The 16,136-nt window shown below is 47.0% G+C and carries 12 protein-coding genes; 6 read left to right on the top strand and 6 right to left on the bottom strand.

All coding sequences use genetic code 11. The annotated features are described in order from the left end of the window. The first annotated feature begins 68 nt into the window (after positions 1–68). From uvrA to K1X61_12710, 5 genes are all read left to right on the top strand, one after another. A complete protein-coding gene (gene uvrA / locus K1X61_12730) occupies positions 69–2,951 on the top strand; it encodes an excinuclease ABC subunit UvrA (protein MBX7109508.1) in 2,883 nt (960 codons plus the stop codon). Positions 2,952–3,181: 230 nt separating this feature from the next. Continuing rightward, on the top strand, positions 3,182–3,928 hold the full coding sequence (locus tag K1X61_12725; protein MBX7109507.1) for a polysaccharide biosynthesis/export family protein: 747 nt from the start codon (positions 3,182–3,184) through the stop codon (positions 3,926–3,928). Then, positions 3,918–6,380 carry a polysaccharide biosynthesis tyrosine autokinase gene (locus K1X61_12720; protein ID MBX7109506.1) on the top strand — a complete coding sequence of 821 codons (2,463 nt, stop codon included), beginning with the start codon at positions 3,918–3,920 and terminating at the stop codon, positions 6,378–6,380. Before K1X61_12725 ends, K1X61_12720 begins: the two co-directional genes overlap by 11 nt. A gap of 15 nt (positions 6,381–6,395) precedes the next feature. After that, a complete protein-coding gene (locus K1X61_12715) occupies positions 6,396–7,538 on the top strand; it encodes an undecaprenyl/decaprenyl-phosphate alpha-N-acetylglucosaminyl 1-phosphate transferase (GenBank protein MBX7109505.1) in 1,143 nt (380 codons plus the stop codon). A 70-nt stretch (positions 7,539–7,608) separates the two neighbouring features. Beyond that, a complete protein-coding gene (locus tag K1X61_12710; GenBank protein MBX7109504.1) occupies positions 7,609–8,577 on the top strand; it encodes a tryptophan 2,3-dioxygenase in 969 nt (322 codons plus the stop codon). 44 nt (positions 8,578–8,621) lie between these two features. Here the strand turns inward: K1X61_12710 and K1X61_12705 are convergent, their stop codons facing one another. The 3 genes from K1X61_12705 to K1X61_12695 form a co-directional block, all read right to left on the bottom strand. Then, positions 8,622–9,065, bottom strand: coding sequence for a hypothetical protein (locus tag K1X61_12705; GenBank protein ID MBX7109503.1), 444 nt, complete (start codon positions 9,063–9,065; stop codon positions 8,622–8,624). 132 nt (positions 9,066–9,197) lie between these two features. Further along, positions 9,198–9,575, bottom strand: coding sequence for a rhodanese-like domain-containing protein (locus tag K1X61_12700; GenBank protein ID MBX7109502.1), 378 nt, complete (start codon positions 9,573–9,575; stop codon positions 9,198–9,200). After that, positions 9,575–10,447, bottom strand: coding sequence for a sterol desaturase family protein (locus K1X61_12695; GenBank protein ID MBX7109501.1), 873 nt, complete (start codon positions 10,445–10,447; stop codon positions 9,575–9,577). Before K1X61_12695 ends, K1X61_12700 begins: the two co-directional genes overlap by 1 nt. Before the next feature lie 143 nt (positions 10,448–10,590). On the opposite strand from K1X61_12695, the gene K1X61_12690 reads away from it, so the two are divergent. Continuing rightward, positions 10,591–12,165 carry a hypothetical protein gene (locus K1X61_12690; GenBank protein MBX7109500.1) on the top strand — a complete coding sequence of 525 codons (1,575 nt, stop codon included), beginning with the start codon at positions 10,591–10,593 and terminating at the stop codon, positions 12,163–12,165. Here the strand turns inward: K1X61_12690 and K1X61_12685 are convergent. From K1X61_12685 to K1X61_12675, 3 genes are all read right to left on the bottom strand, one after another. Next, positions 12,160–13,602 (bottom strand): aldehyde dehydrogenase, encoded by a 1,443-nt coding sequence (locus K1X61_12685; protein MBX7109499.1) that lies wholly within the window; start codon positions 13,600–13,602, stop codon positions 12,160–12,162. The two genes, K1X61_12690 and K1X61_12685, sit on opposite strands and share 6 nt — an antisense overlap. A gap of 253 nt (positions 13,603–13,855) precedes the next feature. Further along, entirely contained in the window at positions 13,856–14,704 is an 849-nt protein-coding gene (locus tag K1X61_12680; GenBank protein ID MBX7109498.1) for a hypothetical protein, read from the bottom strand. Between the two features lie 121 nt (positions 14,705–14,825). Continuing rightward, on the bottom strand, positions 14,826–16,136 hold the full coding sequence (locus K1X61_12675; GenBank protein MBX7109497.1) for a peptidoglycan DD-metalloendopeptidase family protein: 1,311 nt from the start codon (positions 16,134–16,136) through the stop codon (positions 14,826–14,828).

The raw sequence follows: 16,136 nt of genomic DNA, 5'->3' as shown, positions 1-16,136 counted from the left end.
TTGCGTCTGCTTTTAAACCTTCCTTTTCCGCGAGGTGTTTATTCTCTATCTTTGCGCCCTTATTTTTTATGCCGGTAAAAAATTCCAGCCAACAACCCGTCTCCGCTTTACCTCCCGAGAGTCAGCCTGATCTTGAAAACCTGGAGGTGCTGGGCGCCCGCGTTCATAACCTCAAAAATATTGATGTAAAGATTCCGCGAAACAAGCTGGTTGTCATTACCGGTATCAGCGGCAGCGGCAAATCTTCGCTGGCATTCGACACTATTTATGCCGAAGGGCAACGCCGCTACATGGAGAGCTTTTCATCGTATGCCCGCCAGTTTTTGGGCGACCTGGAACGGCCCGATGTTGATCAGATTACAGGCCTCAGCCCGGTCATCTCCATTGAACAGAAGACCGTCAATAAAAATCCGCGTTCCACGGTCGGAACGATCACGGAAATTTATGACTTCCTCCGCCTGCTGTTTGCGCGCGCCGGTGAGGCTTATTCATACGAGTCGGGCGAGAAGATGATCCGTTATACGGAAGAACAGATCATCGAACACCTGGAACAGCATTTCGCCGGAGAGAGAATCATGTTACTGGCGCCGCTTGTAAGGGGCAGAAAAGGGCACTACCGTGAATTGTTTGAACAGGTGCGTAAGCAGGGATACCTCAAGGTGCGTGTAGATGGCGTGATCACTGAAGTGAAAGATAAAATGCAACTCGACAGGTATAAGGTGCATGATATCGAACTGCTGATTGACCGGCTGGAAGTAAATGAAAAATCAACGGAGCGGCTGAAAAAATCAGTGGCGCTTGACTTGAAGATGGGGAAGGGATTGATCATGGTGGTGATGGCGGATGATGAAAGCAGGGCGCAAAGCTTCAGCAAGACGCTCATGGATCCCTTAACAGGCATCTCTTACGAGGAGCCTTCTCCCAATACTTTTTCCTTTAACTCACCTTACGGGGCATGTCCGCATTGCAAAGGACTGGGTTTCGTGCTCGAGATCAACCGGCAGGTGATCATTCCTGACGAATCAAAAAGCATTAATGACGGCGGTATCATACCACTGGGAGAAGTGCGTGATAACTTTTTATATCAGCAGGTGCGGGCAATAGCTGCCAAATACAAATTCACACTGGCCACACCCGTTAAAAAAATTCCGAAGGAAGCGATGAACATGATCCTTTACGGATCAAAGGAAGAAAAGGTGGATGTGTCACTCAACTTCGACACCATCGAACAGACTTATGCTACCGGTTTTGAAGGTGTGGTGAACATGATCTACCGTTACTATCGCGATACTTCATCAGACGGCTTGCGCAGGTGGGCCGAAGAATTTATGGATGCGGTGCCATGCCCAGAATGCCACGGCACCCGGTTGAAAAAGGAGTCGCTCTTCTTCCGCATCGCCGAAAAAAATATTGCGGAGCTTTCGGCGATGAGCATTGCCGAGCTGCAGCAATGGTTCAGCATGGTGGAGGATCATTTAACAGAAAGACAGTGGAAGATCGGACGGGAGGTAATAAAAGAAATCCGTTCACGCATTGGTTTTTTGATGGATGTAGGCCTGGAATATCTTGCCCTCGACCGTCCTTCCCGCTCTTTATCCGGTGGCGAATCGCAGCGCATCCGGCTGGCAACACAAATCGGTTCTCAGCTCGTCGGCATCACTTACATACTGGATGAACCGAGCATCGGGCTGCATCAGCGCGACAATCAGCGCCTGATCAAAGCCCTGAAGGAACTTACCGGTGTCGGCAACAGTGTGCTGGTGGTGGAACATGATAAAGACATCATGCTCGCAGCCGACCATGTGATTGATCTCGGCCCGGGCGCCGGTGAACATGGAGGTTTTATTGTTTCTGAAGGGCCTCCTGCAGCGTTTAATACACAAACCACTTTAACGGTAGACTATCTTACCGGAAAAAAGATGATCAGCGTGCCGCTGCAAAGACGGCAGGGTAACGGTCAGGTGCTGCACCTGGCAGGCGCAAAAGGCAATAACCTGAAGGATGTTTCCGTCAGTTTTCCTTTGGGTAAACTGATCTGCGTAACCGGCGTTTCAGGCAGCGGCAAATCCACACTTATCACCGAAACACTGTATCCGATCCTCAACCAGTATTTTTATACATCCAGAAAAAAACCACTGGAATACCGCGCGGTGGAAGGACTGAAACAGATCGATAAAGTGATCGAGATTGATCAGTCGCCGATTGGCCGCACGCCACGGTCCAACCCGGCAACCTACATATCTGTATTTTCCGATATCCGCGACCTGTTTGCACAACTGCCCGAATCAAAAATCAGGGGTTACAAGACAGGCCGTTTTTCGTTCAACGTAAAAGGAGGCCGTTGTGAAGCATGTCAGGGCGGTGGCATGAAACTTATTGAGATGAATTTTCTTCCTGATGTATATGTGGAGTGCGAAAAATGCATGGGTAAGCGTTATAACCGCGAAACACTGGAAGTTCGCTATCGCGGAAAATCAATCAGCGATATACTGGAAATGACGGTGGACGACGCTGTAGTGTTTTTTGAAAACATGCACAAGATTCACCGGAAGATAAAAACCATGCAGGATGTAGGCCTCGGCTATATACGTTTAGGGCAGCAGGCTACAACGCTCAGTGGTGGTGAAGCACAACGTGTTAAATTATCAACCGAACTCTCTAAAAAAGATACCGGCCAAACCTTTTATATTCTTGATGAGCCTACTACCGGTTTGCATTTTGAAGACATCCGGGTGTTAATGGAAGTGCTGAACAAACTGGTTGACAAAGGCAATACAGTACTCATCATCGAACATAACCTTGATGTCATCAAACTGGCCGACTATGTAATTGACCTTGGTCCCGAAGGCGGAAATGCCGGAGGATACATTATCGCCGAAGGCACACCGGAAGATATCGCTGCAAACAGCAAGAGCATTACCGGCAAGTTTCTGCAAAGGGAACTGCATTAAATTATCTAAAGTGGTAAAATTATATGTGATGCCTTATCATCACTATCCCGCCTGCTTAACCATACAGGAAACCCTTTCAGTTAAGGCAAATGTGGCTGCGAAACAACAGCACGTCCGCTCAGCTTTGTACCATCATTTACCAGTGATCATTCTATATTACTTTGATTTTTGATCATGCAGAGTTAGCGCAGATTTATCTACATTTGAATTTCAGAAAAACAACCTCCTGATTGAAACGGATTCTTGGACTGCTGTGGATTGTGGCAAGCATTTCTTCCTGTAAGGTTTTTTATCCTGACCGTCTTTTTAAAACCGGCAAAGACTTCCCGGTGGTATCAGCTGATTCGCTGCAGGTGCCGAAAGAATATGTGATCCGGCCGGGCGACCTGCTGGCTATCGGCGTATTTTCCAACAACGGCTATGAGCTGGTGGATGTGATCAGTGATAATAACGGATCGGTGTCGGCCATCAACTATGTGGTGAAGGAGAATGGTTACGTAATGCTGCCGATGCTCGATTCTGTAGCGATTACCGGGCTCTCGCTCAGCAATGCGGAAAAATTATTACAGCAGCTGTACAGCTACTACTTTGTGAATCCGTTTGTACGGGTGGATGTCACCAACCGGCGCGCCTATGTTTACCGTGGCCGGCAAGGCGCCAATGTGGTGATACTGGATAAAGAAAACATGAACCTGCTGGAAGTGCTTGCCAAAGCCGGAGGTATGCCCTCCTTCGGAAAAGCTGACCGCATCAGGGTCTTACGGGGCGACCCACAGCATCCGGTTGTTTTTGATGTAGACCTGTCAACCGTTGAAGGCATGATGCAGGCTAACCTCCGCGTAGAAGCCAATGACATCATTTACATTGATGCCAAGCTTGGCACCAATGACGTACTGTACCAGATAACACCGGTACTCACACTTATTTCCACCGTGCTGGTGATTTACACAACCATTATTGCAATCAATGGACAATGATAACCTGAGCAGCAGCGAACGAAGGACCATTCTCAGCCCCGTGCAGAGAATGCTGGGCGAGGATTTCAATCCTGCGCTGTTGCTGATCATGATCCGCAAGAGTTTTATCTGGTGCGTCATCATCCTGCTGATCACCACTTCTTCCGCACTGATCTACCTTCGTTATACGCCACCCACCTACGAGGTGAATGCTTCGCTCATCGTGAAAGCCATCAATACCGCGCAGGCGCTTGACATTCAGAACAGCCTTTTCCAGCAGAAAAACAGCAACCTCGACATTGAGAAAGATATCCAGATCATGAAGTCGAGCGTGATCATTGACCGCGTGATTGATTCCCTGCCGCTGCAGGTGAGTTATTACCGGTCAGGCAATATCCTCAATGAAGAAATGTATAAAAACAGCCCGTTTATTATTCAGGCCACCATCAATGATCCTTCTTATTATGACCGCCCGGTCAATTTCAGGATTGTATCCACAGAAAAATTTCAGCTCGACTATTCAGCTGATGGCAGGGAAAGTTATGAGACCTACGATTTTAATAAACATTACACCACACCGGCATTTGATTTTACCGTCACGCTGAATCTTCCCGTTTTCAACAGGGAAGCGGCTACCTTTCTTGAATCCAACTTCTTCTTCACCATTAATAACAGGAACACGATTTACAGCAGTATACGCGGCGCCTTGCAGGTGGCTCCTTCCGCACCTACCATCGGCCTGCTGATGCGCAACCAGAAGCCGCAGAAGGCAGCCGATATCGTCAACAGGGTGTGCGAGGAATTTATTCAATACGATAAAGAAAAGAAAACCGAAAGTGCCACACTCATACTGGAGTTTATTGAATCACAGGTTGATTCCATCAGCAACGACCTGCGGAGGTATGAAGATGAAATGACTGCATTCAAACAGGCCAATGGCATTTCAATAAGTTCCATCGAACAGGATCTGAATACACAGCTCAAAGAACTCAAGGCAAAACAGGATGCACTGAGTCTTGAATATTCCACGCTGGAATACTATCGTAAATATTTTATTCAATACCAGGATTCAACAAGGCTGCTGGCCGGCATCGTGGATTCCCGTTACCTGGCACTCAGCCAGAATATTATCCGGCTCGATGAGTTGCAGACACAACTGAAAGAAAAACTGCTCAAACTTTCACCCAACAATCCTGAAATCACTAATCTCAATACGCAGATAGCGGAAGTAAAAAAGAACTTACTGCAGAGTGTCCTGAACTCTCAGAATGAATTGCGGGAGAAGAGTGGTGAGGTGGATAAGGAAATAGCACATTACCTCGGCGATTATTCCAATGTGCCCGGCATCCAGGCACAATACCTTCGCCTGTCGCGGCTGAGTGACCTGAAAGAAAAATATTACCTGCTGCTGCTGGATAAGAAATCTGCATTCAGCATCACCAAAGCCGGATTCGTTTCAGATTATACGATTCTGAAAAAAGCGGATGTTCCTACCAAACCCATTTTCCCGAACTCACCGCTGATCAAACTGGTCGGGCTGGTATCGGGACTGCTGGCCTGCCTGATTCTAATTGTTGCCCGCTACCTGCTGCACCATAAGATCCTTTCCATCTCAGAAATCAGCCGTTACACCAATGCAGGCATCCTGGGAGTGATCCCAAAATACCTGCAGGCCATGGATGTTTCCCAGCTGGTGGTGAATAAGAGCCCTAAATCGGTGCTGTCGGAATGTTTCCGTTCCATGCGCACCAACCTTGAATTCATCTCGCCCACAAAATCAAATCCGCAGCTGCTGGCTGTCACTTCTACGGTGGCCGGTGAAGGCAAAACATTTATAGCCGTAAACATGGCAGGCATCATGGCCGTTGGCGGAAAAAGAGTGATCCTGCTGGATTTTGACCTCCGGAAACCGCAGTTGCATAAGGCTTTTCATGTAGATAATCAGCGCGGGGTCAGCACCATCCTGATCGGCAAGTTCAGCCCAGAAGACTGCATTCATCATTCCGAATGGGAAAACCTCGATTTCATTACATCGGGCCCTTTACCACCCAATCCGGCGGAATTTATCGGATCAAAAAAAACAGATGAGCTGATTGAAAAGCTCAAAGAAACATACGATGTAGTGGTGATTGATACGCCTCCCGTGGGTATCGTAACTGATGCGCTGCACCTCATTAAAAAAGCTGATGTGCCGTTGTATATCTTGCGGGCAGATTACTCCAGCCGTAATTTTCTGAATAACGTGAACTACCTGGTGAACGATCATGGCATCAGCAAGCTCTCTATCGTGCTGAATGATATGGGTGAAGGTGCCTCCATGTACACCTACAATTACGGTTATGGATATGGTTACGGCTACGGTTACGGAGGATACGGATCGCGCAGCTACGGTTATGATTATTACGCTGATGACATGCAGGGGAAAAAGAGTTTCTTGGGACGCATGTTTTCATTTGTGAAGTCATTGTTTTGAGTAAAACACCATTTTGTGAATCTGAACGGGGAAAGTTTCTTTTTTTACGCCGCCTGCGCCTGTTTTTTCGCGCTCGCCATTATCTTTTCAGCACTGACCAATGGCTTGTTGCTGAAGTTTTCGCGAACACTCGGCGACCGCAATGAACAACATCGCCATGTAATACGCTGGACATCTCAGGTGAAACCTTCCGTGGGCGGATTTTCTTTTTACATTCTGTTCCTCATCTCCCTGTCACTCTACGGGCTTTTCAATTTTTCGGGTAATCAATATCTGAATGAACACCTGTTGGGGCTGGTTTTTTCCGTAACACTCGGGTTTCTGATCGGACTGGCTGACGATGCGTATAACACCTATCCCTGGCTTAAATTTTCAGGTCAGTTGCTGTGCGGATTATTCCTCGTAATTACGAATACCATGATTCAGGCTACCGGCATCTACCTGCTTGATGTGCTGATTACGCTCATTTGGGTAGTTGGTATCATGAATTCCATCAACATGCTCGACAACATGGATGGCATCTGTGCCACCATTTCCCTGGGCATACTCTTTTCCTGCCTGCTGGCACTGATGATCGGCAGCAACCTGTATTCATTTTATACCGTGCTGCTGCTCGGTGTATCCGGCGCCCTCGCAGGATTCCTGGTGTTCAACTGGCATCCTGCCAACATCTATATGGGAGATACCGGCAGTCAGTTCCTCGGTGCATTTATTTCTGCGGTATCCATTCAGTTGTTATGGACGTACCACGATGTAAATGGCCCTGCCTTTCAGTTCAGGCAATTTCTTATCCCGCTTATTGCTTTTACGGTACCATTGATCGATACCACCACCGTATTTATCCGCCGCATCGCCCGCGGTCAGTCTCCCTTCGTTGGCGGCCGCGATCATATCTCCCATCATTTCGCTTATGCCGGACTGAGTGACCGTCAGGTGATTTATTTACTGGGCGGTGTTTCATTTTTGTCGGCCTTGCTTACTGCTATCCTTATACGCTTCAACCAGGATTCTTCCTCCCTGCTTACTGTTTTGTTTTATGGCTACTTTCTAACGCTGTTTGTCATCGTGCAACACTATTATAACGTGGGAAAAAGAAAAGAAAAACAACGGCATAACGCCACCACGGCAAGCAGCTCATCCGTTCCCGTCCTGCACTGAACAGCAGCAGATCATTATTTATTTCCTGATATTTTCATAATTATGCGGAAATAGATTTTTACTTTTCACTATGGATCATCAGGAGCTGCCAATTACACCGGAACTGGTAAACCGGATAAAACAACTACAGGAAAAATATGAGTTGATGGGACAGGACATGCATTCTTACCTTGAAGGATTGCTGTACCAGGACTATCTCAAATACTGGGACTACATCAACCTCGATGCATTGCTCAGCCTGCAGCATCCGCGTACTACATTTCCGGATGAGCAGACTTTTATCATTTACCATCAGATTACCGAACTCAACTTCAGGCTTATCAGGAATGCCATTGAACTGATCACCGGCGATCCGTCACCTTCCGCCGCTTTATTCATCAAGCAGTTGAAAAGAGTCAATAACTATTTTGAGCTGCTGAAGAATTCCTTTTCCATCATGTATGACGGCATGGACCGAGAACAATTTCTCGCTTTCAGGATGGCCTTGCTGCCTGCCAGCGGTTTTCAAAGCGGCCAGTACCGTATTATAGAGTTCTATGCCACCGATGTCCGCAACCTCGTTCACTATTCAAAAAGAGAAGAATGCAAAGACGACGATGAACCCGCATCATTGTTGCCACATCTCTATTGGCGCCGTGGAGCCATGGAACTTGCCACCGGAAGAAAGACGCTGATGCTGCGGCAGTTTGAAGAAAAATATGACACTTCCTTTTTATTCATCGCCAATGATTACCGCCACAAAAATTTACGCAGGAAATACGCAGCCCTGCCGGAAGCTGAACGAAACAATACAACGCTTATTGAAGTGCTTCGCCGCTTTGATCAGCTCGCTAATGTCGAATGGCCATTGGTTCATTTCCGCACTGCAGCACGTTACCTCGACCGGCAGCCGGATCAGATAGCCGCTACCGGCGGTACCAACTGGAAAGATTATATGCCGCCGAAAAATCAGCTGATTATGTTCTTTCCTGAATTGTGGAGTGAAGAAGAAAAAGAAAACTGGGGAAGGAATGTGAGCCGGGAGATCATTGGCATTTAGCCATCTCCGCTGTCATATACGCTGAAGAAATTCACAAAGGTTCATCACTGCGGATTACCGGTCGGCGGCACACTACTCCATTCCGCAATACATTTCAGTTCAATGGCAATGGGAGTCGGCAGCGAATTAATTTCCACGGTCGTTCGGCAAGGCTGATTGTCTTTGAAGTATTCTGCGTACAACTTGTTAAAAGTTGCAAAATCATCCTTCATATTGGTGAGAAAGACCGTTACATCAATCAATTGATTCCAGCTGCTGCCCGATGCTTCGAGCACGATTTTCACATTATGAAAAACAGCATGGCACTGCGCGGCAATATCATAGCTTACCAGCGTGCCCTCCGTATCATATTCATTTCCCGGTATCACATTTGTGCCCGCTGTTCTTGGTCCGATGCCACTGAGAAAAAGCAGGTTGCCCGCCTTTCTCGCATGCGGATAAAGTCCGACCGGTTGCGGCGCGTTGGCGGTAGATATTTTTTCACTCATGCAATTCAGTATTTATGATGTATGCGTACCGGTTCCGATCAATGCCATTTCAAAAAATAAAAATCCTGGTTCATCCTGCCCGCTGTTCACAACAGGTATCTTGCTGATGCACATATAAGTGCAGCAGGCCAGCTATTTCTCCTTAGCGCCATTCCACCTGCTGAATCCGCCTTCCAAATTGTAGATTTCTTTAAATCCTTTTTCCGCCATCATGGACGATGCTTTCGCTGAACGTCCGCCACTCGCACAGTACACGAGGTAGGTTTTGTTTTTGTTAAGTGTATCCAATGCCGAGGCAAATCCCGGAGCATTATAATTCATGAGCACAGCATGCGGAATATGGCCTGCAGCATACTCTTCCGGCGTACGCACATCTAGTATTACGGTATTCTCCTTTTTCATCTGCGCGGCAAAAAAATCATTGCCCGCATCTTGATATTTGCCTGCCGGAGTCTGGCTGCAGGCAGCAAAGGAAATCAGCAGCAGCATTGAAAAAAAATGTTGTTTCATCACGCTTGTCTTTTTTTAAATGGTTGAAGCATTTGTTTGAAAAATGAAGCCGGATAAAATTCCGACCGTTCGAATCCCAAAGGTTCATCACGCCCGCTTTGCGGCCAGTGTACGGTATGAAATAGATAATCCCAGCAGCTCAAAGTTAATCCAAAATTTACACCGTAACGGGCCGGCAATTCTTTAGCATGATGCCAGATGTGCATCTGCGCACTGTTAAAGAGATATTTGAGCGGGCCCATGGGCAGTCTTACATTCGAATGATTGAGATGACCAATGGCCAGCGTAAAGATGTGCACCAGGATAAAGTCATTGATGCCAAAACCTATCATCGCCAGCGGAATGTATTCAATGGTTCTGTACACCACCGTTTCCATCCAGTGAAAGCGCAGATGAGCAGCAAAACCCATTTGTTCCACGGAATGATGCACTTTATGAAACTCCCATAACCAATCCACACGATGCAGTAAACGGTGTACATTCCAGTCAATAAAATCCTTCACCACAAGCAATACCATCAATTGCAGCCAGACAGGCCACGATTGGATATTGATGGCCACGAGGTTGGTCCAGCCAAACAAACCGATAAAATCAGCAAAGAACTGTACGCCGATATTGGAAAGCGCGTTATATCCTATCAGTGAAAAAAGAAAGAAATTAAAAAACATATAAAATCCATCAAGCCAGAAATCCTTGCGGATGACCGGCTGATCTTTTCTCCAGGGAAAAAGCATCTCCAGTAACCAGCAGCAAAGCGAGAGGCCAATCAGCCAGTAAAAATAGTTATGCCATGAAGGATGCAGTATCTCACCGGTCAGGTAATTCCAGTAACCGGTAAATGAAGTGCAGAAGATATTCCAGTAGTTGTTCATCGGTTAAACAGATATCGGGATGCAGGCCATGCCCTTCATTTTCTTAGGAAAATATTGCGGGCTGTAAAATTACCGCATGGCGGTTACCCCGCAATAAATTATGTTGCTGTTCAGTTGATTAATTTTGTGCAAAACATTTAATGTTGAAATCTCTGCTTTTCAGTTGCCTGTTATTACTCAGTTTTGTCGACGCAGTGCCTGCACAGCCTGCTCCTGACCAGTCAAAATTACGCCTGAGCACGGAAATGAAAGAACCTGCCAACGCCACCATTGATGATTATCTTGGTGAAGATGAAAACGGCTTTTATATTCTGCGGAAAAAAATAAATAATTCCGCAGCCGGATTTTTTGGCACCACCGTTGGATTCATCGTTGAATCATATGGTAATGACCTCAAGATGAGAAAACGACAGGAACTGGCACCAGGTGTTAATGGCATGGTGGCTGAAATGGATATGGTGAAGTATCTGGATGGCCACCTGCTTGCCTGCTTTACATATGTGAACAGAAAAGAGGAAAAGACAGAGCTTTACTATCAGTTCATTGATAAGAAAACGCTGTTACTGACAGGAACACCTGTAAAGATTGCCGCTATTGCTTACAATTCCCGCAGCAGGCAGGGCGAATTCAGGTATCAGCTGCCTGCCGATAAGAGCAAGATCGCCATCATCGCAGCATTGCACGATGAAAAGCAGTTAAAAGAAACATTCACCACCCGTGTATTTGATGGCAGCATGAAATTGCTTTGGTCGAAAGACATCACACTGCCCTATGAAAGCGAGCTTTTTAACCGGGAAAAACTCTTGCTTGATAATAAAGGAAATATTTACCTCAGCGGCAGGTTGTACTTTGAGAAATTAAAAGAGAAACGCAATGGCATGGCTAACTATGCCTATAAGATACTCGCTTACCGTGATAGCGGATCGGTGGCCAAGGAATATGATATATCAGTGCCGAATCAGTTTATTACGGATGTTGGTTTTAATATTACCCGCGATGATAAGCTGGCCGTCGCCGGATTCTATTCCACACAGGGTACCTATAGCATCAAAGGCATTTCATTCACACTGATCAATGCCGCTACCGGCAGCATCATCAGGCAAGGCACTAAACCTTTTGATGCTTCGTTTCTCGAACTTTTTTCCAGGAGCCAGGTAGATAAAAAGGATGCGGAGCTTTACAGCTACGACCTCGACAACATCATCATCCGTTCCGATGGCGGCGTACTGCTGCTGGCAGAACAATATTTTGTGGAGTCGCGTACCACCCGTTATTACACGGGAAGCACCTACACCACGCGTACAACTTATTATTTTAACTACAATGATGTGATGGCCATCAATATCAATCCTGATGCATCTGTCGCTTGGGCCACTAAAATTCCCAAACGGCAGGTGACAACCGATGATGGAGGTTACTACTCTTCTTATGCTTATGCCGTTGGCGGTGATAAGATTTACCTGCTCTTCAACGACAATCCGGACAACCTCCTGGTTACCGATCCTTCGAAGGTGGCAAAATATTCGGGTGTCAAACGATCTGTTGCCACCCTCGTAACCATAGGTGCTGACGGCAAGTGGAAGAAGAGCTTACTTTTCAGCAACCAGGACCAGGGTGAAATACTGCGACCGAAAGTTTGCGAACAGGTTGCTGACCGCCAGTTTTTTCTTTATGCTGAAAAAGGAAAAAACTATGTGATCGGGAAAGCGGATCTATAGCTTCACGCACACATTCTTGGCTTCCGTAAAAAAGCGCATCGCTTCATTACCGCCTTCGCGTCCTACTCCTGAATTTTTCATGCCGCCAAAAGGGGTGCGTAAATCACGGTGCAGCCAGCAGTTGATCCAGATGATGCCGCTTTGTACCTGCGCCGCTACGCGGTGTGCACGCGTGAGGTTTTCCGTCCAGATGCTTGCGGCCAGGCCGTACATGGTGCTGTTGGCGAGTTCTAATGCTTCAGCTTCTGTGTCAAAGGGCATGATGGTGACAACAGGGCCGAATATTTCTTCCTGGTTGGTCCGGCAATGCCAGGGCAACCCTTCAATAATGGTTGGTTCAATAAACCATCCATGCTTGCAACGGCCTTCCGGGTTCACCACTTTTCCGCCGCATAAAACAATTCCACCTTCTTCTCTTGCAAGGTTGATATGATAGTTGATCTTATCAAAATGCTGACGGGAAACAATGGCACCGATCTGTGTTGCTGCCTCCAGCGGATCGCCCACTGTCAGCGCCCGCGTTGCCGCCACAAATGCAGATTTGAATTTTTCATAAAGCGGCCTTTCAATCAGTATCCTGGAACCACACAGGCAGATCTCACCCTGGTTGCTGAAAGAAGACAGCAAGGTGGTGCGTAACATTTTATCAAAATCGCAATCCGCGAAGATGATATTAGGATTTTTGCCGCCCAGTTCCAGTGAAAGTTTTTTGAACATTGGCGCCGCAACGGATGCAATCTCTTTTCCTGCTCTCGTGCTGCCGGTGAACGAAATAGCTTTGATGCCCGGATGACTGACTATAGCGGCACCGCAATTCGGCCCGTTGCCATGCACAATATTCAGCACTCCTGCGGGCAAACCTGCTTCCATGCAGATCTTCGCCAGCTCATAACCCGTCATCGGTGTTACTTCGCTGGGCTTGGCGATCACACAATTGCCCGCGGCAAGGGCAGGAGCAATTTTCCAGGTAAATAAATAGAGCGGCAAATTCCATGGTGAAATACATCCGACTACTCCGATCGGTCGCCGTAGTGTATAATTAATTGCGCTGTTTTCCATGTGATGCGATTCACTGGGAAACTGCAATACGGCAGTCGCAAAAAAACGGAAGTTGGATGCGGCACGCGGAATATCCAGCGTGGCAGCCAGTTTCTTCGGCTTGCCATTGTCTGTGGATTCCACCTCAGCCAGGCAATCATTCTTCTCGTCAATCATATCCGCTATCCGGAGCATTATCCGGCAACGCTCTTCAGCAGGCATGTTGCTCCAGCTGTCAAATGCAGTTACAGCGGCAGATACTGCCAGTTCCACATCCGCTTCTTCCGAATCCGGCACCTGTGCATACACTTCACCTATGGCAGGATGATAGTTATCCAGGTATTTTTTTGAAACGGGATCCACCAATTGTCCATTGATGTAATTTTTTATCTGGAACATGATCGTGAATATGTTATGACATCAAAGGTAAGCAGGATGCAGCAGCTTTGAACCATACGGCCATGTTGATGCAAATCCCCTGCGCAATATGATTTTCAGGAACCGATTCGCATCGCTGCAGCAAACAATCTGCTGTAATACGCGGCACTAAATCATGGCGCCTGTATTTGCATGAAACGCCACCCGCATACCTCAAAAATACATGGGGAAACTCCTGCCGGAATTTCCCCATGTAAAAAAATCAACTCCTCTTTTACAGGCTGATCGGGTACACCGCACCATTGATGGTGATCGTTGCCTTATTATCACATTCACCATCTCCATAGTCGAGTATCCTGGCCGGGGATCCTTCATGCACGGTTTCCACGGTACCACTTACAATCCACGGGCAGAACTGCACCTGTAATGGATTGGTAATGGTTACGGTAAATGCATTTCCGTTACGGTCGACGCCTGAAGCGCCACCTGTAATCAGGTAAACGTCATCAAAGGGCGGCAGTGTGGAAGATCCTTCAGTCCACTCACGGTCGCGTGTTGATTGCCACGTGATAGTTTCACCGCTGTAAAGCGTTACTGTTGCCGCGGAAACGACCACGGAAAAATGCAGGTTACCATTCGCATTGAGGCCTTCGTTAGTAATCGTCTTCACATAATCGTGTTTGTTCATAGTGGAGGCGGAATAACCAGCATAATAATCTGAGGTTACCACGGTGATAACGGTTCCGGCTTCGCGGTAGCCGCCACTCCACGTTGCAGTGATTTTCCCCTGGCGGAATTTATTATCCCAGTTCACACACTGGCACGGTACCGGCCCGAAATCTATGGTAATGGTTTTCAAGGCATCCACTGTATCCACGGTAATGGTGGCACAAGGTGAAAAGAGAGAATCTTCCATCGTCTCCTGTGTACCGTCGGGCTTGCCTACGCCATAGCTCTCCGCTACAGCATTAATGGCATCAATCACCTTGCCGGATTCACCCTCCGCAAGTGCATTATCTGTGGCAGCGGTGGTGTCTGTATTATTATCGTCCTTTTGACAGGATAACATCATGTTGCTCACAAGCAATGCAAGCACAATGGAAAAAAAATGAATGCTTCTCATCTTGACTGATTTGTTTTGGTGAGGAATGATTTAACTATTGGCAGCCGGAAATATTGTGCTGCCGGAATTCCATGTACAGACAATAACCATACCTGAAGGTTTAAAATCCGGGCAAGGAAAATTATTTGGCGATGATCCAGCTCTCAGGATTCAGCAGTGTAGTACCCTTCCATATTTCCAGGTGAACAGTGGCTTCACCACTTTCATTGGTAAAAACTGTACCGATGGACTGCTTGGTTTCCACTTCCTGGTTGGCTTTCACCTTTACGGAAGCGAGGTTGCTGTAAACAGTATAATATTCTCCATGCTTGATCAGCACGCCTTTGTGGTAGCCCGGATTGGAGATAATGCTGACAACGGTTCCTCTAAAAACAGCTCTTGCGTCTGCGCCAGGCACGGTCTTAATGTCCACACCGTTATTCTTCGTCATCACATTTTCAAGTATGGCATGTTCATGTTCGCCAAACGTTTCCGTTATTTCGCCTTTCGAAACCGGCCATGGCAGTTTGCCCTGATTGGATGCAAAGCTTGCTGAAAGGGCAGCCGCTTCCGGCGTCAGTCCCAGTGATGCACCCGTGGAAGACTTGCCGGACGCCGTGCCGTTTTTCTTTTTCGATTCTTCGATCTCCTTCCGAATCAGATCGGCAATTTGCTTTTTCAACTGCTCCTGTTCCTTTTTCTTTTTCGCCAGGGCTGTCTTCAGTTGTTTTTCCTGGCTGCTGAATGATTTCGCCAGTTTATCTTTCTCTGCTTTTTCTCTGGCCAGTTTTTTCTTCTGGTCTTCCTGCTCGGTAAGCACCTGTTTCTTAGCGGTGCGCTGCACTTTAAGCTGCGACATTTTTTTCGCCAGGTCTTTTTGCGTGGTACGGATCAGTTCTGCCTGCATGCGGCGGTATGCACTGTAGCGTTTAATATACTTCAGTCGGATAAATGCATCATTAAAATCTTTTGCTGAAAAAAGAAACAACAATTTGTCGTACGCGCTCCGGTGCTTATAGGCATAATACACCATGTTGGCGTAGTTCGCTCTTAAGGTATCAAGGTCGCGGTCGAGTGCTCTTACTGTTCTCACCTTTGCAGTCAGTTCCCGGTCTATCTGGCTGATCTGGCTGTTGTAGTTTCCGATAAGTTTTTCACGTGTCTTAATCTGTTTTTTTAATGCTGCAAGCTGGCTGAGGTTGGCATTCTTCGATTTTTTTGTCTGATCCAGCTGCTGCTGCATTGTTTCAATCTCCTTCAGCAATTGTTCCTTCTTCTTTTCGAGGTCGTCTTTATTTGTTTGCGCAGTGGTTGCTGTTATTGTTGTAAACAGCAACAAAAACACCAGCGAAATCCTGGCAAAGCATAAAAAACGGAAGCCAACTGTTACAGAGGATAAGGCATGCAATTGCCGGCGCGCGCTTGTCCCTTCATCATAACCGGTAGTGACCAT

It is taken from the genome of Chitinophagales bacterium (genome assembly GCA_019694975.1).
GTDB lineage: Bacteria > Bacteroidota > Bacteroidia > Chitinophagales > UBA10324 > JACCZZ01.
This window is presented reverse-complemented; position numbering and strand designations above follow the sequence as displayed.

What these genes read in the sequence shown, in the direction of transcription:
- K1X61_12675 (MBX7109497.1), bottom strand. Translation starts at nt 16,136, where the DNA reads ATGGTCACTACCGGTTATGATGAAGGGACAAGCGCGCGCCGGCAATTG.
- K1X61_12700 (MBX7109502.1), bottom strand. Translation starts at nt 9,575, where the DNA reads ATGAAACAACATTTTTTTTCAATGCTGCTGCTGATTTCCTTTGCTGCC.
- K1X61_12685 (MBX7109499.1), bottom strand. Translation starts at nt 13,602, where the DNA reads ATGTTCCAGATAAAAAATTACATCAATGGACAATTGGTGGATCCCGTT.
- K1X61_12680 (MBX7109498.1), bottom strand. Translation starts at nt 14,704, where the DNA reads ATGAGAAGCATTCATTTTTTTTCCATTGTGCTTGCATTGCTTGTGAGC.
- K1X61_12705 (MBX7109503.1), bottom strand. Translation starts at nt 9,065, where the DNA reads ATGAGTGAAAAAATATCTACCGCCAACGCGCCGCAACCGGTCGGACTT.
- uvrA (MBX7109508.1), top strand. Translation starts at nt 69, where the DNA reads ATGCCGGTAAAAAATTCCAGCCAACAACCCGTCTCCGCTTTACCTCCC.
- K1X61_12695 (MBX7109501.1), bottom strand. Translation starts at nt 10,447, where the DNA reads ATGAACAACTACTGGAATATCTTCTGCACTTCATTTACCGGTTACTGG.
- K1X61_12710 (MBX7109504.1), top strand. Translation starts at nt 7,609, where the DNA reads ATGGATCATCAGGAGCTGCCAATTACACCGGAACTGGTAAACCGGATA.
- K1X61_12720 (MBX7109506.1), top strand. Translation starts at nt 3,918, where the DNA reads ATGGACAATGATAACCTGAGCAGCAGCGAACGAAGGACCATTCTCAGC.